Origin of the sequence: Bradyrhizobium genosp. SA-4 str. CB756, assembly GCF_000473125.1 — a bacterium.
Classification (GTDB): Bacteria; Pseudomonadota; Alphaproteobacteria; order Rhizobiales; family Xanthobacteraceae; genus Bradyrhizobium; species Bradyrhizobium arachidis.
The window spans coordinates 2736036-2758452 of sequence record NZ_KI421499.1 but is presented as its reverse complement, the minus strand read 5'-3'; the positions used below and the strand labels follow the sequence as shown (position 1 = coordinate 2758452).

Here is a 22417-nt window from a genome sequence, read left to right as displayed (position 1 = left end):
CTCAGCCACCGCAAAACGCAATGGTTAACTTGCTGAATTCACGCAATAAAAAAGCCCCGGCGCAAGGCCGGGGCTTTCGACGATCACTTCCTGCGAAGCGACTGTATCTTAGTAACGGCCGATGAGCGGGCCGCCGAACTTGTAGTTCAGGCGGACGAGACCCATGTCGACGTCCTGCTTGATGTGCTCGGAGCCGGCGAAGCCAGCGAAGGTGACGTCCTTGCCCGACAGGAAGATGTGGTTGTACTCGACGCCAACCGACCAGTTCGGAGCGAAGCCGTATTCGAGGCCGGCACCGACCGTGCCACCCCAGCGGGTGTCGCTGGTCGAAGCGAGCAGCGGACCACCGAGCGCGAAGATCTCGTACTTGTCGCTGACCACAGCCGCACCACCCTTGACGTAGATGAGCACGTTGTTCCAGGCGTAGCCGACCTGGCCGGTGATCAGACCGAACGCGTCGATCTTGGTGCGGTTGCGGGTGGCGAACAGCGCGCTGGCGTTGTCGCCGGAGAAGTCGGCCCAGTTGCCCTGGCCTTCAACGCCGAACACCCACTGGCCGGACTGCCAGCGATAGCCGACCTGGCCACCGACCGTGCCGCCGGTCGCATCGTGCGAGCCTTCGCGGCCGACGCCGACGAAATCCCAGGTCGCATGCGAGGAACCGCCGCCGCCGTTGATACCGATGTAGAAGCCGCTCCAGTCATAGATCGTCGCGACCATCGCGGGCGCCTTGGTGTAAGGACGCGCAGCGAGATCAGCAGCCAGCGCCGGCGCAGTCGCGCTGAGCGCGACGAGGCTCACAGCGGCAAGCAACAGATTCTTTTTCATTTGATTCCCGTTCCAGTTTCTTCAGTAGGCCCCCGGGCCGTGTTGTCGTCATAGCAGTGATCGACAGAATTGCTGTAACCTCGACGCCACAGTGAGAGCCAAAGGCCCTTGCTACGTTAATGCATGTTTAGCAGCGCGCGCGGGAAACCCTTTGAAACAAGTGTTTTCACGAGTTCCAATGTCGACTACACGACATTCATCGCGTGCGCGCGTAACGAAGTCGCGCGCACAAACACGTGATTGGAGAATTGAAATGCGTGGACGAACTACTCTCCCCATTGTCGCCACATTCTCGCTCGCTCTCGCCACATTCGCGCTCGACGCAAGCACGCCCGCGCGCGCGTTCGGAACCAATCATGCGTTCTGCCTCACGGGCGACGAATGGCCGGGACTGAGCAATTGCAGGTTCGACAGCTACGCGCAGTGTCAGGCAAGCGCATCGGGCCGCGCGCTGACCTGCATCGCCAATCCCTACTTCGCAGGCCAGAGCGATGATCCCTATGCGTATCAGAACCGACCGCGCACATTCACGCCGGGCTATTTCTCGTCGCGCTGAGATGCGCCGCACATCCCTTGCGCTCGTTGCGATCAGCGCGCTCTTCATGAGCACGCCTGCGCGCGCGCAGACTTATGATCCGAGCTATCCCGTCTGCATGCAGATCTACGGTCAGGTCGGCTATTTCGATTGCCGCTACGCCTCGCTCGAGCAGTGCAAGTTTCTCGCCGTCGGACGTTCGGCGAGCTGCGTCGTGAACCCGTATTTCACTCAGGCAAAACCTGCTCGGCGGTCGAGACGCGCCAATTAGGGTAGCTTGCGTCATCCTCAACGTTTAGGCGCATCAGGACGTGCGATGACGGCCTTTGAATGAGTTACGTTGGAGCCCCTTAACGTTTGTGCCCGAGGATGCGGTCATGCGACGCCAGCTCATCGCCTCAGCCCTTTGTGCCATCATCTCGTATCTCGGCTCGCTGCTGACGGTCGGCGCTGTCGAGCGGATAAATGGTAACGATCCAGCCAGCCAAACGCAGGATGCTGCACCGGTGGGTCCGGGCCCGCTCAGGCTCGCAAAATTGTTTCATCAAAGGATGCAAATCGATTTCAGGCAGCTCTCGATGGTGTCGCCGGATGGTCGCGCCATCATGTACCTTCAGGGCGGCAGCCACTTCGCGGTGGAACGCAAGCTCTTGCATGTCGCGCGGCTGGATACGCAGGATGGCTGGAGCAGCTACGCATTGAACATGGGCGCGTTGTGGCAGTTCGGCGGGGCCAACAATTCTATCCCGGCTTATGGATGGGCGTCCGATTCATCGGGCATCTGGACCGCAACACGGGAAGAGATCGGCCCCGGCGGAATTTCCGGCTCAGGCCTGCAACCCCTGTTCATCTCGCTTGAAGACGGCAGCATCCGACTGTTTGATCCACCTCGTCACGAGGCGGGTCCGCTGGACGGCCTGTTGTGGGCGGGCGGCGACGGACTGGCCCTCGCCTATTTCGGTGCAAGAGGCCCGTCATATCAGCCGCAGCGCCACGATAGACATCCAACATTCGCAATGATCGATGCAAAACGCGCCGCTGTGCTGGACACGCTTCCGTTCGATGTCTTCAAGGGCCTCAAGGACGCCTACTACATCGCTAACGTCAACAACGCCGCGGTCACAAGGCTGCAAAACGGCAAGTTGCGCGCTCTGTTGAGCGCGCTCGACCAGTGGGTCGTGTGGACGCAGGGCGAACCGCCTCACATTCTCGCCAGCCCGTATCCCGATCGCGGTGAGCGCCACAACAAGATGGTCATCTCGCGCGACGGATCCCGCCTCCTGGTCGCGCGGCTCCGCTGCGACGCTGGCACCGTCGATGTCGAGACAGGCCCCCCTTTTCGTAGAAGACCTCTCTCGCCAGCCTGCAAGCCGGTCGAAAGCGTCGTTGCGGCGCTGTACGATCTCGACACGGGGCATCAGCTCTGGGACGTTCGGGCCACAGTCAACCGGCCCGGCTTTTATCCAAATCCGGCAATCAGCGAGGATGGGCGCTATGCGCTCGTCGGACTTCCGTACGAAGGCACCGATGCGCCCGCTGCAATTGCCTTGGTTTCCATGAGCGATGGAAAGGTCGTGCAGCGCATCCGCCCGCCGGGATCGGGACCGGTGGACGCCATCGGCTTCCTTGGAGGAGACCGCGGCATATGGATACACGACTATATCGAAGGCTCGACCGCGCTCTATGCTTTCGATTCCCGCGCGCAATGATGCTCGGGCGCGGAATGGCCACGCCCAAACCGGGATGCAGCTATGCGGCAGGCTCCGCATTGCAGCCGTAGTGTTGACGCGGGCTGATCCGGGTTTAAGTTCAACGGACAAATCTTGCAGGGATGGTGACGTTCGCTGGGCTGGTTCCCGTTGACGCCACCAATGCAGGACACATGACGACCTCGCACTCCGCGACCTCGCCCCGCGCGAACTCATCCTCGGCTTCCGCGCCCCCTCACCTCGCCGTCATCCTGTTCTCGCTCGCAATGGGCGGCTTTGCGATCGGAACCACCGAATTCGCGTCGATGAGCCTGCTGCCGTTCTTCGCCGCCGACCTCCATATCGACGAGCCGGCCGCAGGACACGCGATCAGCGCCTATGCGCTCGGCGTGGTGCTGGGCGCACCGCTGATTGCCGTAGCTGGCGCACGCTTCGCGCGGCGCACGCAGCTATTGGTGCTGATGGCCGTGTTCGCGCTCGGCAACGCTCTCACCGCGCTGGCACCTGGCTTCGGCTGGATGATCGCGGCACGCTTCCTCTCGGGGCTGCCGCATGGTGCCTATTTCGGCATCGCTGCGCTGGTCGCGGCCTCGCTCGTTCCCCAGCATCGCCGCTCCCAGGCGATCGGCCAGGTCATGCTTGGCCTCACCATAGCCACGATCATCGGCGTGCCGCTGGCCAATCTGATCGGCCAGGCGGTCGGCTGGCGCGCGAGTTTTGGTCTCGTCTCTGTGCTGGCGTTGCTGACGGTGTTGCTTTGCGCGCTGTTCGCGCCGCGCGACCAGGCCGGCAAGTCCGACCCGCTGCGCGAGCTCGGTGCACTCCGAAGCGGACGCGTCTGGATCACGCTGGCGATCGGCGCCATTGGCTTTGGCGGCATGTTTGCCGTCTACACCTATCTGGCGACGACATTGATCGAGGTCACCAGGGTCAGCCCTGCCGTGATCCCGTTCTTTCTCGCGATATTCGGTATCGGCGCCACGCTCGGCAATCTGTTCGTGCCGCGCTTCGCCGACCGCGCCTTGATGCCGACGGCGGGCGTGATCCTGCTGTTCGCTGCGGTCGCGCTGCTGCTGTTTCCGCTGGCCGCCGGCAATCCCTGGCTGCTCGCGGCGGACGTCTTCGCGATCGGCGCCAGCGTCTCGCTCGGCGCCATCCTCCAGACCCGGCTGATGGACGTGGCGGGCGATGCACAGGCGCTCGCTGCCGCGCTGAACCATTCGGCGTTCAACACCGCCAATGCGCTCGGTCCCTTCCTCGGCGGCCTCGCCATTCGCGAGGGGCTGGGCTGGACCTCGACCGGGCCCGTCGGCGCCGTGCTTGCGCTGCTCGGTTTCCTGATCTGGATCGTCGCCTGGCGAGACGCCAAGTCTGCGCCGGTCGTGGTCAATACCCCGCCCTTGACCTCGCCCTTGGCTCCAGCACGACCGGCGCCACCGCTTGCGCCGGATCACTGCAGCCGTGCAAAGGATCCGGTCGCATAGCGCGACTTCGGCTCAGCTTGGCCAGGGCGTGTTGCGGATGCGCGTGCACGCGTTCGGCTTGCGGAAGGAGGGATCGTGATCCTCGATGTAGTCGAAGTTCACCGTCCCGAACGTGGTCTGCGGCTTCTTCAGCGCTGAGCAGGTCTGCACCTTCAGGAACTCGTTCTTGAAATCGCCGCGCGGAAACGCTGATATCACCTGCTCGCGCTGCTCCGGCGTATACTCGTCGAACCCAACGCCGACGACGTCCACCAGCACTCCCGCGTTGGTGAGCGCGATCTCCGGCCGCATATATTGCGGAATGCCGGGAGTGGTGTGCAGCGCGATCGCCTCCCACACCAGATCGGCTTGCGCCTCGCCGATGTCGCGCGCCCGGAGGAAGTCACGCGCGGCATCCGCACCGTCGACCTCGAACCGCTTGGTCTGCGTATGGTAGTGATCGACCAGGCCGAGATCGTGGAACAGCGCCGCGACATAGAGCAGCTCAGAGTCGAATTTCAGCTTTTGACGCTCTCCCTTCATCGCGCCGAACACGTAGACGCGAACAGAATGGTTGAACAGCATCTCGTCCTCGTAACTGCGCACCAGTTCGGTTGCCTCGCGCGCCAGCTTGCTGTCGGGAATCTTCACGCCGGAGATCATGCTCGTCATCTTCAAGTTCCTGCTTTGCACCAAGGTCGATCGATGGCGCTCGCGGCCGTCAGGCCGCCTTTTCCGCCACGGCCCGCGGCGTCTTGCGGAAGCTGATCGCCATGCGGTTGTACGTGTTCATCAGGCCGATCGCGATGGTGAGATCGACGAGCTCGCGCTCCTCGAACACCGTCCGGGCGGCCTCATAGGCCTGATCCGGCACGCCGGTATCCGCAACGCGCGTCACCGTCTCGGCCCATGCCAGAGCCGCGCGCTCGCGCGCGTCGAAGAGATCACCGGCTTCCGGCCACGCCTGCAGCAGGGCGAGCTTTTCGATCTTCACCCCGCTCTTGAGCAGATCGCGCATGTGCAGATCGAGGCAGTAGGCGCAGTTGTTGATCTGCGACACGCGCAGATAGACGAGGTTGAACAAGCCCGCGGGAAGATCGCTCTGCATGATGTAGCCGTAGACGCCGCCCAACGCTTTCACGCCTGCCGGTGCGATGCGGTCGTAGTCGAGGCGCCCAGTCATTGTCTTGCTCCTTGATGATCATTCGTGAGGGCCTGGCCCTTTTTCTCCCTCCCTAGGTGCCCCTGCCGTGGTCCAAGGAAAAGCACCAAGAACGCACAAAAATCGTGTACCAAGGGGCATGACCAAACCGCTGCGGCTGGAGCTCGATCGGTCCGCCAGGACGCCGCTGGCAGAGCAGATCCACAACGGGATCAGGGCCGCTATCGAGAACGGCGTGCTCGCGCCGGGCGCCCGTCTGCCCTCCTGGCAGGACCTCGCCGCCCAGCTTGGCGTCGCGCGCGGCACCGTGCGTTCGGCCTATGAAAAGCTCTCCTCCGCCCAGCTGATCGTCGCCGGCCGCGCGACCGGAACGCATGTCGCCGATCGGCTCTCCTTCCCCGTTCGGCAGGACAAGGCCCCGGACCCCGGCTCGTTCATGGAAATGTACCGCGAGCTCACCGCGGGGCCGGCCTTCTTCCAGATGGGCGTGCCCGGCCAGGCAATCTTGCCTGCAACGCTGCTGGCGAGGATCCGCGCACAGGCGGTTCGCGTCGAAATGAGCGCGCCGGCGATCTATCCGGATCCGCGCGGCGAGCTGGAGTTGCGGCGCGAGATCGCGGCCTACCTTGCGCTGGCACGCGGAATCGCGTGCGCGCCGTCCCAGATCGTCATCACCGGCGGTTTCAGCGGCGGCCTTGGCCTCGCGCTCCGGGTGCTCGGCCTCGAGCAGGAGAAGGTGTGGATGGAGGACCCGGGCTTCCCGTTCACCCGCCACGGCCTCGAGCTGGCGCGGTTATCGGTCGTGCCGATCCCGGTCGATGCGGATGGCATCGACGTCACTTATGGGCTGCAACATGCCCCTGACGCTGCGCTGGCCGTCGTGACGCCAGGGCAGCAGGCGCCACTCGGATCGACGCTCTCGCTGGAACGACGCGCGCGTCTGCTCGACTGGGCCGCACAGGGCAAGGCGTGGGTGATCGAGGACGACTATCTCAGCGAGCTCCAGCTCAAGGGCCGCGCCACGCCGGCGCTCGCCTCGCTCGACCGCGCCGGCCGCGTCATTCACATCGGCTCCTTCAGCAAGACCGTGACGCCGACGTTACGGCTCGGCTTTGTCGTTGCGCCCACAGCTCTCGCCTCGCGCTTTGCCGAAGCCGCAGCCTGCCTTGCGCCGGCGCCCGGGCCCGCGGTGCAGCTGGCGATGGCCGATTTCATCCGCGAGGGTCATTATCTGCGGCATCTTCGACGCACCAAGCGGGCCTACGCAGCGCAAGCCGATACGTTGCTGAAACTGCTCCGCGCCCGCACCGCCAATGTCGCACTTGCAGGATTGGCCGCCGTCCTGCGCCTGCCGAACGGAACATCCGACCTCTCCATCGCCAGGGAAGCGGCATCGTTCGGACTGGCGCCTACGCCGCTGTCGCTGTGGTATGCGTCCGAGGCATCGGCGCGGCCGGGACTGCTGCTGGGTATCGCCACATCTCCACAAAAGCGCATCGAGGCGTCCTGCGAGAAGCTATTCGAGATCATCGAACGCCAAGTATGACCGATCCGGCCATTGTCGCCAAAGCAGAGCAATGACGTCACCGAAAGTTGTAAGTAAGCCGGCCCTCACGTAATATCGGCGACAACCGTTCCCCGCGTGCCCCATCACATGCTTGCCCGTATCCTGTTTCTCGTGGCTTCACTGTCGCTTCCCTGCGCATTGCACGCCGAAGAAACAGCGGCTGAGAAGGCCGGATTTGCGCCCACGTTGACGATTTATCTTGCCAGGGGAGCGCCGGACGCGTGCGGGCCGGGCTGCGACCGCTGGATCGCCATCGAGGGCAAGATCGACGAAAACGCCGCAGCGCGCGTTCGCCACTTCCTGGCCGCTGTCAAGGATACGCAGCGTCCGATCTACCTCCATTCACCCGGCGGCAACGTGGAGCAATCCTATCTCATCGGGCGGCTGCTGCGCAGCCGCAAGGCGGTCGCCCGGGTCGGCCGAACCATCGTGACCGCGTGCGCCGCGGAGACGCAGGTGGACGCTGAGTGCCTGAAGCTGAAGACTGCAGGCGGCGAGATCGAGGCCCAGCTCACCACCTACCATGCGATGTGCAACTCGGCCTGCGGTTACCTGTTTCTCGGAGCGACATCGCGCGAGGTGGCGCCCGATGCGGTGCTGGCGGTCCATAACTCCCGGCTCGTCCTCAACATTCAAAGAGAACCGCCTCCGGAGGTGCTCGCAGAAATCAGGCAGCGCCGGATGGCGACTGCCGAACGCGTCCGCGCCGCGTTCATTGCGGCGATGGGGATCAGCCGCGAGCTCGATGACCTCATCCGGACCGTAACCTACGAAAACCTGCACGTGCTGACGCGCGCCGAGCTCTATCGTTTCGGGATCGACACGCGGCCCTTTGCCGAGGGGACGTGGAGGCTGGAGACGGGGGCACGGCCCTTCATCAGCAAGATCGCCGTGACGAAGACAGAAAACGGCTCGTCATTCCGGACGATGGAGTGGCGCATGTATTGCGAAAGCAGGAATCGCGTGCCGCTGATGTTCGCGGGTGACATCGACAAGGCGAGCACCGGCAAAAGCACGATATCGATGACGGCGGATGCCGACCCGAGCAAGGAGGCGGGAGGGTCTCCTGTAAACGCCGGGAAGTACGAAATGTGGAGTGGCAGCGTCGACCGCGACATGGTCTCGACGATACTGGCATCTCGCTCGCTGCATGTCCGTCAAACCACGACCATGCCGGACGAAAAGACCGACACGACAGGACTAGCCATCGACCTGACAGGCCTGGCGCCCATGTGGCCACGGCTTGTGACGGCGTGTTCGTCGGTGGCGGCCAAGCCGAAGAGTCCCTGGCCGGCAATTCCGCCGGGCGCCGGCGCCAAACCGGCGGCCGCGCCGGCGCAATAGGTGGAAGCCCCGGTTTGGATGGAGCCGGCGGATCAAAGCTCGTCAAGCAGACTGCGGACCTTGGCTGCCAGATCTTCGATCGCAAACGGCTTGGAGAGCAGATGCTTGCCGGCATCGAGCATGCCGTTATGAACGATGGCATTGCGCGTATAGCCTGTTGTGAACAGCACTTTCAGTCCAGGGTGTCGTTTCAACAGCTCGGCTGCCAGCTCGGCGCCTGTCATTTCAGGCATCACGACATCCGTAAACAGCAGATTCGGAACGGGACCGTCTTCGATCTTCCTGATCGCCTCTTTCGCGCCTGCCGCTTCGAAGACGGTGTAGCCGAGTTCGCGCAGACTTTCCGACGAGATGTTGCGCACACGTTCATCATCCTCGACGACGAGAATGGTCTCCTTGAAGTCCGCGCCGGGATGCACCGTGCTCTCCAAGGCCTCCCGAATTTTCTCATCGCCGACGAAGCGCGGCAGGTAGACCTTGACGGTCGTGCCGACGCCGACCTCCGAGTAGATTTTCACGTGGCCGCCTGACTGCCTCACGAAACCATAGACCTGGCTCAGTCCAAGGCCGGTCCCCTTGCCCACTTCCTTGGTCGTGAAGAACGGGTCGAACACCCTGCCCAGCACGTCGTTCGCTATTCCGACGCCGTTATCCGTCACGGCAATGAGGACATATTGCCCGGGCGCCAGTGCGTATTCGCGAGCATATCTTTGATCGATCGACGCGTTGCTTGTTTCGATGGTCAGCTTGCCGCCCTTGGGCATGGCATCGCGGGCATTGACCGCCAGATTAAGCACCGCGCTTTCCAGTTGCGCAGGGTCCGCTCTGACGCGCCAGAGACCGGCCGCCAGAACCGTTTCGAGTCGAATGAGCTCGCCAAGCGATCGGTCGAGCAGTTCGCTCATGCCGCCGATCATCTTGTTGATGTCCATGATTTCAGGCGCAAGCGGCTGCTGGCGGGAGAAGGCCAGCAGCCTCTGCGTCAAGGTGGCTGCGCGGTTCGCTCCGTCAATGGCCCCATCGATGAAGCGGTCGATGTTGACCTCGCCCTTTCCGAGCCGCCGCTTGGCGAGGTTCAAGCTGCCGAGAATGACGGCCAGCATATTGTTGAAGTCGTGGGCGATGCCTCCGGTCAACTGCCCCACGGCTTCCATCTTTTGAGCCTGCCGCAGCTGCTCCTCGGCTTTCATGCGTTCGGCAATCTCGTCGGCAACCCGCTGCTCCAGCTCGGCATTGAGCATCTGGAGCCGGGCCAGAAGGCGCGCATTGTCGATGGCGGTTGCGGCATGGCCGGCGATGCCGAGCAACGCGGACTCGTGTTCGGCCTGAAATTTTCCGGTTTCACCGTGACCGAAGAACAGTCCGCCGAGCACTTCACCGCTTCGCGAGACCACGGGGACTGCCAAATAGGATCGAACGGGAAGATGGCCCTCGGGCATGCCCTTCCGCGGCACATTCTTGCCATAGCGAGGGTCCTGCAGGATGTCGTCGGACCTGACCACCGCCGTCCCCTTGAAGGTCGGCTCGAACACGGCGGTGTTGCGCGGCATCGGAAAGTTTTCAAACGCGGATCTAGGCGCGCCAGACAATGCATAGAGCATGTAGCTGCCGCCGTCCTGCGTCAGCACGTTGTAGAAAAACGCCCCGAACTGCGCGCCCGACAGTTCGACGCCGGCGTCCGTGACGACCTGAACGATCCTCTCGAGCTCACGTTCGCGCGCGACCGAGGCGCCCGTGTCGTTCAGAATTCTCAGATGACGCTCGGACTTTTTCTTCTCGGTGATATCCAGGACCGTGCCGATGAACCGGACAGCGCGACCGTTGGAAAAGAGAGCATCGCCGGTGGCGGCGATCCAGCGTTCGACACCGTCCTCGATGCCGACCGTCCGATACTCGATGTTGTAGGTTGCCGGGGACTCCGGCGACAGGGCCTTGGAAACAGCCTCATGCGCGCGGTCCCTGTCCTCGGGATGCAGGCCCTTCAGGAAGGCCCCTTCATAGCTGACGTCCGCATCGGCGGACAAACCGAACAATGCCTTGCAGCGGTCGTCCCATCGCAAGACGTCGTTGATCGGGTCATAGTCCCAGGTGCCGATCCCGGCGGCGCTGTTCGCAAGACTGAGCCGTTCGGCAGCCTCCCGCGCAGCCTCTTCCGATCGAACGCGCTCGATGTGCGCCCAAGATCGCTCGGTCACCTCGGTGAGCAGAACGAGTTCGCGCCGGGTCCAAAGGTGCGGCCCGCGGTGATGAATTGCCATCAACGCGGTCAGGCGCCCCTCCTTGACGAAGGGCATGCAGATCGTGGAGCCGATGCCGATCCTCTGGAACGTGGCCGCTTCCTCTGGTGCAATCTCCTTCAGATTGTCATTGATGACGAGCGGCCTGCCGGCACTCAGCTCCTGAACCGCCTTCTTGCCGAAATCGGCGAGGCTGTAGTGCCCCACGATGTGGATCGCCCCCGGGGCCGCCCAATCCCCGCGTATGGTGAAGCCATCCTCGTCGGGGTCCATATCGGCATAGGCGCAGCTCGACACGCCGAGATGCTCACCGAGCATCCTTGTCGTCACCGCAAGGACACCGTCCGCATCGCGTGTCTTGGCGGTCGCCTTGTTGAGCGCATCCAAAAAGAGCAGGCGTCCTTCGTTCTCGCGGACGGACGTCTCCGCGCGCCGACGCTCGACGGCCGTGCGCGTGCGCTCGGCAACTTCGCGGATGAGCTCGAGCTCTTCCGAGATCCATTCCCGAGGCGTTGCATGGTTGAGGTAGAGCAGAGCCACGACCCCATCGGGCTCCGAGATCGGCATATTGACGAATGCACGGGCTGAGATCGCCTCGAGCGCCCGCGCGCGATCGCCGACGCGCGGGTCCTTCTCTGCGTCGGCACAAATGACAGTGTCGCCGCGCTTGAGGTCGTCGATGTAACTGCCATAGTCGCGGAAGTGCAGCACGCCGGCGAGGCTCAAAATGCCGGGCGCATTCCAATCGCGGTTGATGGTGATGGTTTCGGCCGACGTGTCGACCGTACCGTAGCCCGCCCGACTCACATCGAGGCTGCGGCCGAGCAGCTCCGCCGCGGCATAGGCGAGATCGTCGGGATTGCTGATCTCCCGGATGTAGTCGCCAAGGGTGGCAAGGACGGAGTTGCGATCGGTCAAATGCGCCCCGGTCGCCGTCGTCATCGCTCCACCCCCGACAATTCCCTCTCCCGGCCAAATCTGGATGGAAACGACCATTCGCGCCACTCTCCACTCTTCAGGAGATGGCCCACCCGACTGCCCTCTAACTACCTGAGGGCGTTTAGGTTCCCTTGCGTTGAGAGACTGCCGGCGTGCTTGCCTCGCGCTCGGCTCCCGACGTCGTCGTTGTGCTCGATGCCCCTACACCGGCGTATAGATCACGAGCTTCAGCGCGGGATCGTCATTGGCCTGGAAGCTGGTGTGCTCGAACCGGAGCAGGCCCCTGGTCGGATGGTTCATGGTCTTGAGGCCCGACGAGGTGCTGCGGATCTCGTGCGCCTCCCACCATTTGACGAACTCCGGACTGCCCTCGCGCAGCCGCATCAGCAATTCGGCGAAGGCGGGATCGCCGGCCCAGACGTCGTGGGTGGCGCGAAACATCGCGACCATGCTCTTGGCGACGTCGCTCCAGCCCGCGCCGTAGAACTTTCGCGTCTGCTTGTTGGTCAGCACCAGCAGCAGCGTATTGCGATCCTGCTCGGGCAACTGCCCGAAGGCGAAGACCTCCTCGGCGGCATCGTTCCAGGCCAATACGTCCCAGCGCCGCCCGGTGATGTAGGCCGGATGTGGCAGGCTCTCGATCATGCGCCGAATGGGCGCCGGCACGACCTCGCGCGTGAACGCGCGCTTGTCGCCGTCGCGCGCCAGCGCCTTCAGATGCGCGTGCTCGGTCTTGGTCAGGCGCAGCGCGCGGGCGAGCGCGTCGATGGTGGTGACGGAGGGACTGACGGTGCGGCCTTGCTCGAGGCGGATGTACCAGTCGACACCGATGCCGGCGAGCTGGGCGACCTCCTCGCGGCGCAGCCCCGCGGTGCGCCGCCGGCGGCCGGCCGGAAGCCCGACGGTCTTCGGTGACAGCTTCTCGCGGCGGGACCTGAGGAAGTCGCCGAATTCGACGCGGCGTGGGTCGGCCATGATCGCTCCTCGCGATGGAGGGTCTTTGGAATACTAGGATAATACCAGGCCTTCTTGTCACTACAAGGGCGTTGCATATGCGTATCACCCGACCTTGAGGTGAACACATGAAAGCTGCCGTACTCAAATCCCTGGGATCGCCGCTGGTGATCGAGAATGCCCCCGATCCGGTGCTCGGCACCGGCGAGGTCGTCGTCGACGTCGTCGCGACGCGCGTCTTGTCCTACATGAACGAGGTGTTCGACGGGACCCGCAACTACGCGCTCGACCTGCCGATCATCCCGGGCCCCGGCGGCATCGGGCGGGTGCGCGCGATCGGTCCGGATGCGACCAAGCTTGCCGTCGGCGACTGGGTGTTCTGCGATCCGACCGTGCGTTCGCGCGACGATGTCGTCGCGCCTGATATCGCGCTGCAGGGGCTCACGGCCGCCGGCCCCGGCGGCATGCGCCTGCAACGGCATTTTCGCCACGGCTCGTTCGCCGAGCAGATGCGCGTGCCGACCGAGAACGTCAAACGCCTCGGCGCGATCACGTCGGAGGAAGCCGCGCAATGGTGCGCGCTGGGGACGCTGCTGGTGCCCTATGGCGGCTTCCTTGCCGCCAACCTGCAAGCAGGCGAGACCGTGCTGGTGAGCGGGGCCACCGGCAATTTCGGCAGCGCTGCGGTGTCGGTCGCACTCGCGATGGGCGCCGCCTGCGTGGTGACGCCGGGCCGCAACGAAAAGATCCTCGCCGACCTCGTCCGCCGCTTCGGCAGCCGCGTGAAGCCGGTCAGGCTCACCGGCAATGAGGACGACGACCGCGAAGCGATGAAGCGCGCCGCGCCGGGGCCGATTGATTGCGTGTTCGACATCATGCCGCCCTCGGTGAGCCCGATTGTCGTGCGCGCGGCCGTGATGACGGTGCGCGCCTATGGCCGTGTCGTGCTGATGGGCGGCGTCGGCATGGCCGGTGGTCCCGGCCTCGAACTGCCCTACCCCTGGCTCATGCGCAACTGCATCAGCATCCACGGCGTCTGGATGTATCCGCCGGATGCAGCAAGCCGCCTGATCGCGCTGGTGCGGTCCGGGCTGCTGCGCCTCGACGAATACCAGACGACGGCGTTCGATCTCGACCATGCCAACGAGGCGGTGGCCCATGCCGCGGCCAATGGCGGACCGTTCAGATTGACGGTGATCAGGCCGTAATCGGCCTGCCCGCTGCGGCGATGGGCCGTCGCGGCGGGTTGACCTGACACGTCAAGGGATTGGCATGCGTCATCCCGCTTGCAGCCGGCAGTGTCCGGCTACTGTGCATGGGGTTGTTTTCGTAAGTTTGTTATTCGAGCTCGACGACCTGGCCGTTCGACAGCGACACCCGCCGGTCCATGCGGCCGGCGAGCTCCATGTTGTGGGTCGCGATCAGCATCGAGACCTGGGTCGCCTTGACCAGCTGCATCAGCGCCTGGAACACGTGCTCGGCCGTGCCGGGGTCGAGATTGCCGGTCGGCTCGTCCGCAAACAGCACGCGCGGCGCGTTGGCGACCGCGCGCGCGATCGCGACGCGCTGCTGCTCGCCGCCTGACAACTCGGCCGGGCGATGGGTGATGCGGTCGCCAAGGCCGAGATAGCCGAGGATCTCCTTGGCGCGCTTGACGCTCTCGGATTTCTTCAGGCCGCGGATCATCTGCGGCATCATCACGTTCTCCAGCGCCGAGAACTCCGGCAGGAGGCGGTGCGACTGGTAGACGAAGCCGATGTCGGTGCGGCGCAGCTGGGTGCGCTCGATGTCGGGCAGCTGCGAGGTCGGCGCGCCGTTGACGTAGACCTCGCCGGAATCCGGGGCCTCGAGCAGCCCCGCAATGTGCAGCAGCGTGGACTTGCCCGAGCCCGAGGGCGCCACCAGCGCGACGGACTGGCCCGGCCACAGCGCGAGCTTGGCGCCGTCGAGGATCGTCAGCGGCACCTCGCCCTGCAAGTACTGCCGCTTTATCTCGTGGAGATAAATGACCGGTACATCGTCAGCCCCCTGCTGCTCCATCAGCCCCTCACTCGTACCGGAGCGCTTCGACGGGATCGAGGCGCGCGGCGCGCCAGGACGGGTAGAGCGTCGCCAGGAACGACAGCGTCAGCGCCATGATGACGACCGCCGTGGTCTCGCCGATGTCGATCTCGGCGGGCAGCTTCGACAGGAAGTAGAGCTCCGGCGAGAACAGCTCGGTCGAGGTCAGCCAGGACAGGAATTGCCGGATCGATTCGATGTTGAGGCAGATCACGAGGCCGACGAAGAAGCCGACCAGCGTACCGACCACGCCGATCGAGGCGCCGGTGATCAGGAAGATGCGCATGATCGAGCCTTGCGATGCCCCCATGGTGCGCAGGATCGCGATGTCGCTGCCCTTGTCCTTCACCAGCATGATCAGGCCGGAGACGATGTTGAGGGCGGCGACCAGCACGATCATGGTCAGGATCAGGAACATCACGTTGCGCTCGACCTGGAGCGCATTGAAGAACGTCGAGTTGCGTTGCCGCCAGTCGACCAGGAACACCGGGCGGCCCGCGGCCTCCGTCACCGCCGTGCGGAAGGCGTCGATCTTGTCGGGGTTGGTGGTGAACACCTCGATCGAGGTGACGTCGCTGCTGCGGTTGAAATAGGCCTGCGCCTCCGCCAGCGGCATGAACACGAAGCCGAGATCGTATTCGGACATGCCGATCTCGAACACGGCGACGATCTTGTACGGCTTGATGCGCGGCGTCGTGCCCATTGGCGTGACCGCGCCCTTCGGCGCCACCAGCGTCACGCTGTCGCCGGCATGCAGCGACAGCTGGTCGGCGAGCCGCCGGCCGATCGCAACGCCCTGCCCCTCGTCAAAACCCTCGAGCGAGCCCTGCTTGATGTTCTTGGCGATCGAGGTGAGGTTGTTGAGGTCGTCGGAGCGGATGCCGCGCACCAGCACGCCGGAGGCGTTCCACGGCGATGACGCCAGCGCCTGGCCGTCGACCACGGGCGCGGCAAGCCGGATGCCCTGGACCTGGCTGATGCGATCGGCGACGTCCTTCCAGTCGGTCAGCGGCGATTCCAGCGGCTGCACCAGGATGTGGCCGTTGAGGCCGAGGATCTTGTCGAGCAGCTCTTTCCGGAAACCGTTCATCACGGCCATGACGATGATCAGCGTCGCCACGCCGAGCATGATGCCGAGGAAGGAGAACCCGGCGATGACCGAGATGAATCCCTCCTTGCGGCGCGCCCGCAAATAGCGCGCCGACAGCATCCACTCGAATGGCGCGAAAGGCGCGGTTTGCTTGGTTTCGGTCATGGTCTCGTCCATCGCTCGATAATCCCATGATTCGGGGTCAATTGTGGCCGGATTGGCGGCCGCGATCTCGGGCGATGAACAATATTCAGCCGACCAGGCGGGCGACCGCGTCCGCAGGCGACATGGTCTCGCGGGCGCCGTCATTGCGCTTCTTGATCTCGACCTTGCCGTCGGCGAGGCCCTTCGGCCCGATCATGATCTGCCAGGGGATGCCGATCAGGTCGGCGGCGGCGAATTTGGCGCCGGCGCGCTGGTCGGTGTCGTCGTAGAGCACGTCGACGCCCTTGGCGGTGAGCTCCGCATAGAGCTTCTCGCAGGCCGCATCGACCGCGGCATCGCCCTGCTTGAGGTTGAGGATCGCCACGCGGAACGGCGCCACCGCCTCCGGCCATTTGATGCCGGCATCGTCATGGCAGGCCTCGATGATGGCGCCAAGCAGGCGCGAGACGCCGACACCGTAGGAACCGCCATGGATCGGCACGTCGACGCCATCGGGACCCGCCACCAGCGCCTTCATCGCGTCGGAATACTTCGTGCCGAAATAGAAGATCTGACCGACCTCGATGCCGCGGGTGTTCACCCGCTTCTCCGCCGGCACTTCCTGCTCGAAGCGCGCAGCGTCGTGGACGTCCTCCGTCGCCGCATAGACCGAGGTCCACTGCTTGATGATCGGCGTCAGGTCACTGTCATAGTCGACGTCCTCGCCCGGCACCGGCAGGTCCAGCACGTCGCGATTGATGAACACGCCGGATTCGCCGGTCTCCGCAAGCACGATGAACTCGTGGCTGAGATCGCCGCCGATCGGGCCGGTCTCGGCGCGCATCGGGATCGCCTTCAGCCCCATCCGCGCGAAGGTGCGCAAATAAGCGACGAACATCTTGTTGTAGGCGACGCGGGCCGCGGCCTCGTTGAGGTCGAACGAATAGGCGTCCTTCATCAGGAACTCGCGGCCGCGCATCACGCCGAAACGCGGACGCTGCTCGTCGCGGAATTTCCATTGAATATGATAGAGATTGAGCGGCAGGTTCTTGTACGACTTCACGTAGGCGCGGAAGATCTCGGTGATCATTTCCTCGTTGGTCGGCCCGTACAACAGCTCGCGCTTGTGGCGGTCGGCGATGCGCAGCATCTCCGGACCGTAGGCGTCGTAGCGGCCGCTCTCGCGCCAGAGGTCGGCGAGCTGGAGCGTCGGCATCAGCAGTTCCAGCGCACCGGAGCGGTCCTGCTCCTCGCGCACGATCTGCTCGACCTTCTTGAGCACGCGGAAGCCGAGCGGCAGCCAGGCATAGATGCCGGCCGCTTCCTGGCGGATCATGCCGGCGCGCAGCATCAGCCGATGCGAGACGATCTCCGCCTCTTTCGGATTTTCCTTCAGAATGGGCAGAAAGAACCGCGACAACCGCATGGCAATACTCGAGGAATCAGTGAGGGCTTGCAGTGAAAGCGGATTGGGAGCGAAAACACAAGGCCGGGAATGAGGAAAAGCCGCTAACGCGGCGAAATTCCTGTCATTTTTCCGTTGCCTTCAGGTTCGACTTGAACCTCGTCTAGGGTGGCCCCACCTCGAGATCGTCCTCGAGCGTGATCTTCTCGAAATCGGTCACCAGCGCGTCGATCCGCACATGCCAGCGCCCGGCAAAGGGCAGCTCGACCTTGCGCACGTGCCAATAGCCGTCCGGTCCGAGCTCAGCATTGCGTTCCATCGGCTCGATGCCGCGCTCGGGCAGGCTCAGGGTCAAGGTCGCCTCCTTGGCCGCAAGCGGCGTCGCCTCCCCGGTCATGAGCTGGAGCACGAAGTCGTCGATGCCAGCCTTGCCCGGCGAGACCAGCACCTGGAACATCGCCTTGTCGCTATGAATGTGGATCGCCAGCGGCGTGTCCGGAACAATGGTCCGCGGCGGCGGCGTGAACCGCCAGCCGGCGACGGTGGCGAAGATGGCGAGCGCGATGCTGCATTCGAGCAGGATCGAGCGCTTGAGCGCAGGCGTCGATGTCTCGTCCCGGGCCAGAGCGGGTGTCAGCCGGAACCGATTCAACGCCGCAAGCGCCAGCAATCCCGTGACGAGTACAAGCTTGATCGAGAGGACGAGCCCGTAGCGGGTCTCGACCAGCGCTGCCGGCTTTTCGAGCTGAACGATCGCAAGCGCGAGACCGGTCGAGGCGAGCACGCCAACCGCCAGCGCAGCGAGGCGGGAGAAGCGGTTCACGACGGGGAGCGATGCAGTCGCCGGCTTCGACATCAGCGCGATGAGCGGCGCGAGGGCACCGATCCAGATGGTGACGCCGAGCCCGTGGAGAAAGATCGCCGGCCGGGTCAGCGCCTCCGGCGGAGCCGTTGCAGCGTGCCCGGTCGTGGCGAGCGACAGACCGACGCCGATGAACGCGACGATCGCGAGAGCCCGCGCGTACCATGCGCTCCGCAGCGCCATCCAAGCGAGCAGCATCGCCGCGATGGCAATGAGCAGCGCGGGGCCGGCGCTGGTCGCGAACGCAACCTTCCAGGGAGCGGCCGTCGCAAGCGCCGCCAGCGGCAGGCCGAGCAGATCGAGGCCCAACGCGCCAAGGGACGCAATTGCGCCCGCAAGGCCGATGGCGAGCGCGACGCGCGGAACGGTCATGCCGATCATCGACCACGCAATCCAGCGCGCAAAGAACACGCCGCCGACACCGACAAACAGACCTAGGTAGAGGCCGATCCGCGCCAGCCAGATCAGCGCGTTCAAGGCGCCACCCAAGGTGACCGGAGGCTTTGTCGCCGTCGGCATGCCGATCGAAAAGATCACGGATCCCGAGACGGGATGACCGTCCTGCGAGATCACGCGGTAGCTGACCACGGCCGTCCCCTGCGGCAGGTCCGGCGGCATCGCGACCGAGATGGTCTCACCCGATGCATTGACGCGCGCATCGTCCCGCGCCCTGCCCGTGCCGTCGATCAGCTGGATCGCGCCGGGCGTCACCGCCTCGTTGAAGCGCAGCTCCACCGCTTTCGGCGCGCTCGCAAGCATGCTGCCGCTCGCCGGCTCGACCGAGACGAGCGCCGCATGCGCCGACGCCCCGGTCGCGAAGCCGACAGTGAGAAGCAGCGTCGCAAGCGCGGCGATGAGGCGCATCAGGGTTTGGGCAGCAGCTTCACGCCAGGCGCGGGCGAGTTGCCCTCATGCGAATGCCCTGCCCCTTCCGGGATCTCGATCCAGCGGCTGACGCCGGTCTCGCATTCCTGGACGACGGGGAAGTACAGCGTCGTGTTTGGCTTCAAGCTGTCGGTGAGGAAGCTGCTGATGACGAACTCATCGTAATTGTGATCCGGCAGCTTGCCGCCGGACCAGGCCACCTCCTTGACGCCGGAGGAGAGCTTGTTGCCGTGATAGTCGTACTCGTTGGCATATTTGCCCTCGACGACATCGACGCTCCAGCCCGCCTTCGGCATCGGCTTCACCGCGAGCACCCCTTCCGGGATCTGCACGCGGATCTTCACCGTGGGCGAGCCCTTGCAGCCGTGTGGCACGGCGAACACGGCCTTGTAATAGGAGCCAACCGCCGCCTGCTTGGTCTCCAGTGTGATATGCGCCGCCGCCGGGGTCGCGGTGAGCGCGGCCATCAGGATCAGGCAGGATCGCTTCGACATGTTCAACCTCTTCAGCGGGGTCATTTGATCAGGATCGGCGATTCAACGCTGACATGGTCGGCGTCGGAGATCGAGATTCCGAGACCCAGCATCCAACGCCCGGGCGTCAACTGCGCCACCTTCACGCGCCAGCTGTCTTCACCGTCGCGCGACGCCTCGACCGGCGCGAGCTTCCGGCCGGATTGCGTATCGACGAGGGTCACCGACACGGCTTTCGCCGAGAGCGGCGTCTCGTCGGTGGTTTCAAGCTGGATCGCGATCTCGACCGGGCCGGCGCGGCCTGGCGAGACCGTGACATTGGCCATCGCCTTCTCGGTGTGCAGATGGGTGAAGAAGCTGTCGTCGTCGGTCGCCGCCGCAAGCGGTGTGGCGGCAACCGACAGCAACGCAGCCATCGCGAGCGCGAGGCCCGCAAGATTTCGACGCGAGGTCATGGGAAGCATGATCGGCCTCATCACATCTTCATTCCCGAATGATCCGGCATTTTCTTCATCTCATGGCCGGAATGGCCGGCATCGCCCGGCGCCTGCGCGCCGACGCCCTGCACGTCGAGCGAGACCGCGACCTTGCCGGCCTTTTCGAACTCCAGCGTCAGCGGCACCTTGTCGCCCTGCTTGAACGGCCCCTTCAGCTCTTGGAGCATCAAATGATAGCCGCCGGGGGCGAGCTTTACCGTCTTGCCGGGATCGATCACGAGCCCCTTGTCGAGCGGACGCATCTTCATCACGCCATTGTCCATCGCCATCTCATGGACCTCGGCCTTGCCGGCGATATCGGCGGACACACTGACCAGCTTGTCCGCCGTCGTTCCCTTGTTCTCGATCGTCAGGTAACCGCCGGCGACCTTGGCCCCACCCGGCGTCGCCCGGCTCCACGCCTGCGAGATGACGAGATCGCCGGCCTTGACGTCCTCGGCCGCCGCAGGTGCCGCGCAAAGTGCGAGCGCGACCGCCGCGAGCATCACATCTTTCAACATCGTCTTCATATCGGTCTTCCCGTTTTGCAGATTGAATTTCAGTGGGTGCCGAGCTGTTGGCCCGACCATTTTTCGAGATCGGCCATCTCGGCCGAGCCTTCGATCGTCGTGACGGTCCCGTCCCGCGAGATCAGCATTGTCCGAGGGATATCGCCCTGCCAGGCAGGATCAATCTCGAATCGCAAGCGCTCGACGAAGCCGTCGCTGAAGATGAAATTCTCGGTCGACGATAGCCCCGCCTTGTCGAGCATCGACTGCGTGGCGGCTGGCAGATTCGGCACGAGGTCGGCACTGATTGTGACCACGTCGATCCCGGGATGGTCCTTTGCAAACCGCCCGAGCTCCGGCAGCTCGAGCTTGCAGGGCCCGCAAGTCACGCCCCAGAAATGCACCAGCGTCGGGCGGCCGGCATGGCCCTTCAGCACGCTTTGCCAGGTACCACGCTCAAAGGGTTTGAGGGCCGGCGCCGCCGCGAGCGTAGCGGCCGACGCGACCAGGGTCGCCAGGGCCAGAATGCCGGCAAATCGATATGTCATGGTTGATCCTCGATCGCTGTGAGCCGATAGCCTTCCGCCTTCGTCATCCATGACAGGTAGACCTGCCGGCCATTGGACACCAGCAAGGGGTGGTCGGAGGTGTCTGTCGTGCTCGATATCGTCTTCGGCGGCGACCAGCTCTCTCCGTCATCTCGGGAGATCGTCATCTGGACCGAGGTCTTCTCGCCATCGAACTCCTTCCAGACCATCACCGTTCCGGCGGGGCCCGCGAGCACGTAGGGGCGCGTCGGATTGCGGCCGGGCTTCCCCAGCCCCATCGGCGAAGAGAACGTGCGGCCTTCGTCGCGCGAATGCGCGTAGAACAATCCCTTCCGCGCCTTGCCGTTCGTGTACCAGGCGACGTGATAGGTCCCGTTCGGCGCAACCGTGAGGCTCGGCCCGTGATGCGGGCAGGCGTTGATCTGCCAGTCATCGTTGCTGACCCGGCGGATGTCGCCTGGAGTCGCGACGTCGGTGAAGGTCATGACCGCATGATCGCGGACGCCGCCTTCAAACATGTTCCTGAAAATCACGGCCGGTCGCCCAGGCGCCGCGAATGTCAGTCCCAACCGGCAGCATTCGCAGGTGCCTTCGCGCGCCAATCGGGCCTCCGCGAAGGTGGTGCCGCGGTCGCTGGACGAAGCAAAGAACAGCCCCGCCCCCTCGTACTTCTGTCCCGCCTCCTTCGCGAGAACGCGATTGCGCTTGTCGAGCCATGCCGCGAAGACCGTTCCGTCCTGATCGAGCGCCAGCGCCTCAAAACGCTGGCTCTCGTTGCTGGCGGTGATCGGCTTCAGCTCGGCAAAGCTCTTCCCGCCATCGGCCGAGCGCGTATAGAGCACCTGGCCGTTGAAGGCCTCATCCCTGAAGATCGAGAACGCGAGCGCGATGCCACCCTTGCGATCGACCACGATCTTCGGCCGCGCGTCCGGGCCCCAGTCGAGGTTCAGCCGCTTCGTCGTGACCTGGACGGGAGCCGAGAAACCCTGCCCCGCATCCCGCGAGCTTGCCACAGAGACCTGCCCGCCCGCCATCCAGACCAACCACAATGTACCGTCCGGAGCGAATGCGGGCGTCACCTTGGTCGCACAGCGTAGCGTCGGCTCGTCGCAAGCCGCCTCCGATGCATGCTGACCGTGCATCTGTGCGAGCGCCGCACCATGCAAGAACGCAAGAGTGACGATTGCGAGCAAGCCAGTTCGGATCATGGCCCGATTCCCTTCGAG

21 protein-coding genes are annotated in these 22417 nt (G+C 64.4%); 7 read left to right on the top strand and 14 right to left on the bottom strand.

Translation table 11 applies throughout. The features are described 5' to 3' along the window. Positions 1-108: 108 nt before the first annotated feature. Positions 109-828 carry an outer membrane protein gene (locus tag BRAGE_RS0113605; RefSeq protein ID WP_027559437.1) on the bottom strand — a complete coding sequence of 240 codons (720 nt, stop codon included), beginning with the start codon at positions 826-828 and terminating at the stop codon, positions 109-111. A gap of 253 nt (positions 829-1081) precedes the next feature. On the opposite strand from BRAGE_RS0113605, the gene BRAGE_RS0113600 reads away from it, so the two are divergent. From BRAGE_RS0113600 to BRAGE_RS0113585, 4 genes are all read left to right on the top strand, one after another. Then, positions 1082-1384, top strand: a complete 303-nt coding sequence (locus BRAGE_RS0113600; RefSeq protein WP_027559438.1) for a DUF3551 domain-containing protein — start codon at positions 1082-1084, stop codon at positions 1382-1384. A gap of 1 nt (position 1385) precedes the next feature. Next, positions 1386-1634: a DUF3551 domain-containing protein gene (locus BRAGE_RS0113595; RefSeq protein WP_027559439.1), complete on the top strand. Its 249-nt coding sequence runs from the start codon at positions 1386-1388 to the stop codon at positions 1632-1634. 106 nt (positions 1635-1740) lie between these two features. Beyond that, positions 1741-3072 carry a hypothetical protein gene (locus BRAGE_RS0113590; RefSeq protein WP_141263034.1) on the top strand — a complete coding sequence of 444 codons (1332 nt, stop codon included), beginning with the start codon at positions 1741-1743 and terminating at the stop codon, positions 3070-3072. A gap of 173 nt (positions 3073-3245) precedes the next feature. Continuing rightward, complete coding sequence (locus tag BRAGE_RS0113585; protein ID WP_035731196.1) at positions 3246-4556, top strand: MFS transporter; 1311 nt, start codon at positions 3246-3248, stop codon at positions 4554-4556. Between the two features lie 12 nt (positions 4557-4568). On the opposite strand, the gene BRAGE_RS0113580 is transcribed toward BRAGE_RS0113585, so the two are convergent. Together BRAGE_RS0113580 and BRAGE_RS0113575 are read right to left on the bottom strand one after the other, a co-directional pair. Then, the gene (locus tag BRAGE_RS0113580; protein ID WP_027559442.1) at positions 4569-5207 is read right to left on the bottom strand and encodes an HD domain-containing protein; all 639 of its coding nucleotides are present in this window, start codon (positions 5205-5207) and stop codon (positions 4569-4571) included. A gap of 49 nt (positions 5208-5256) precedes the next feature. After that, a complete protein-coding gene (locus BRAGE_RS0113575; RefSeq protein ID WP_027559443.1) occupies positions 5257-5718 on the bottom strand; it encodes a carboxymuconolactone decarboxylase family protein in 462 nt (153 codons plus the stop codon). A 118-nt stretch (positions 5719-5836) separates the two neighbouring features. Between BRAGE_RS0113575 and BRAGE_RS0113570 the strand changes: the two genes are divergently transcribed. Beyond that, positions 5837-7243, top strand: a complete 1407-nt coding sequence (locus BRAGE_RS0113570) for a PLP-dependent aminotransferase family protein (RefSeq protein ID WP_027559444.1) — start codon at positions 5837-5839, stop codon at positions 7241-7243. Positions 7244-7351: 108 nt separating this feature from the next. Continuing rightward, complete coding sequence (locus BRAGE_RS0113565; RefSeq protein ID WP_027559445.1) at positions 7352-8608, top strand: hypothetical protein; 1257 nt, start codon at positions 7352-7354, stop codon at positions 8606-8608. A 32-nt stretch (positions 8609-8640) separates the two neighbouring features. Here the strand turns inward: BRAGE_RS0113565 and BRAGE_RS0113560 are convergent, their stop codons facing one another. Further along, a complete protein-coding gene (locus tag BRAGE_RS0113560; protein ID WP_027559446.1) occupies positions 8641-11787 on the bottom strand; it encodes a GAF domain-containing protein in 3147 nt (1048 codons plus the stop codon). A 198-nt stretch (positions 11788-11985) separates the two neighbouring features. After that, positions 11986-12759: a helix-turn-helix transcriptional regulator gene (locus tag BRAGE_RS0113555; protein ID WP_027559447.1), complete on the bottom strand. Its 774-nt coding sequence runs from the start codon at positions 12757-12759 to the stop codon at positions 11986-11988. A 107-nt stretch (positions 12760-12866) separates the two neighbouring features. On the opposite strand from BRAGE_RS0113555, the gene BRAGE_RS0113550 reads away from it, so the two are divergent. Further along, positions 12867-13946 (top strand): MDR/zinc-dependent alcohol dehydrogenase-like family protein, encoded by a 1080-nt coding sequence (locus tag BRAGE_RS0113550; protein ID WP_027559448.1) that lies wholly within the window; start codon positions 12867-12869, stop codon positions 13944-13946. A 130-nt stretch (positions 13947-14076) separates the two neighbouring features. Here the strand turns inward: BRAGE_RS0113550 and BRAGE_RS0113545 are convergent, their stop codons facing one another. The 9 genes from BRAGE_RS0113545 to BRAGE_RS0113505 form a co-directional block, all read right to left on the bottom strand. Then, complete coding sequence (locus BRAGE_RS0113545; RefSeq protein WP_027559449.1) at positions 14077-14778, bottom strand: ABC transporter ATP-binding protein; 702 nt, start codon at positions 14776-14778, stop codon at positions 14077-14079. A gap of 7 nt (positions 14779-14785) precedes the next feature. Beyond that, positions 14786-16066 carry a lipoprotein-releasing ABC transporter permease subunit gene (locus tag BRAGE_RS0113540; protein WP_027559450.1) on the bottom strand — a complete coding sequence of 427 codons (1281 nt, stop codon included), beginning with the start codon at positions 16064-16066 and terminating at the stop codon, positions 14786-14788. A gap of 73 nt (positions 16067-16139) precedes the next feature. Beyond that, on the bottom strand, positions 16140-17459 hold the full coding sequence (proS, locus tag BRAGE_RS0113535) for a proline--tRNA ligase (RefSeq protein WP_027559451.1): 1320 nt from the start codon (positions 17457-17459) through the stop codon (positions 16140-16142). Between the two features lie 142 nt (positions 17460-17601). Continuing rightward, positions 17602-19164 carry a copper resistance CopC/CopD family protein gene (locus BRAGE_RS0113530; RefSeq protein WP_027559452.1) on the bottom strand — a complete coding sequence of 521 codons (1563 nt, stop codon included), beginning with the start codon at positions 19162-19164 and terminating at the stop codon, positions 17602-17604. Next, entirely contained in the window at positions 19164-19679 is a 516-nt protein-coding gene (locus BRAGE_RS0113525; RefSeq protein WP_027559453.1) for a YcnI family protein, read from the bottom strand. The genes BRAGE_RS0113530 and BRAGE_RS0113525 overlap by 1 nt, the downstream gene beginning before the upstream one ends. 20 nt (positions 19680-19699) lie before the next feature. Then, the gene (locus BRAGE_RS0113520; protein ID WP_231164036.1) at positions 19700-20122 is read right to left on the bottom strand and encodes a hypothetical protein; all 423 of its coding nucleotides are present in this window, start codon (positions 20120-20122) and stop codon (positions 19700-19702) included. An 11-nt stretch (positions 20123-20133) separates the two neighbouring features. Beyond that, the gene (locus BRAGE_RS0113515) at positions 20134-20664 is read right to left on the bottom strand and encodes a copper chaperone PCu(A)C (RefSeq protein WP_027559455.1); all 531 of its coding nucleotides are present in this window, start codon (positions 20662-20664) and stop codon (positions 20134-20136) included. A gap of 29 nt (positions 20665-20693) precedes the next feature. Then, complete coding sequence (locus tag BRAGE_RS0113510; protein ID WP_027559456.1) at positions 20694-21191, bottom strand: TlpA family protein disulfide reductase; 498 nt, start codon at positions 21189-21191, stop codon at positions 20694-20696. Then, positions 21188-22399 carry a sialidase family protein gene (locus BRAGE_RS0113505; RefSeq protein WP_027559457.1) on the bottom strand — a complete coding sequence of 404 codons (1212 nt, stop codon included), beginning with the start codon at positions 22397-22399 and terminating at the stop codon, positions 21188-21190. The genes BRAGE_RS0113510 and BRAGE_RS0113505 overlap by 4 nt, the downstream gene beginning before the upstream one ends. Between the last annotated feature and the right edge of the window lie 18 nt (positions 22400-22417).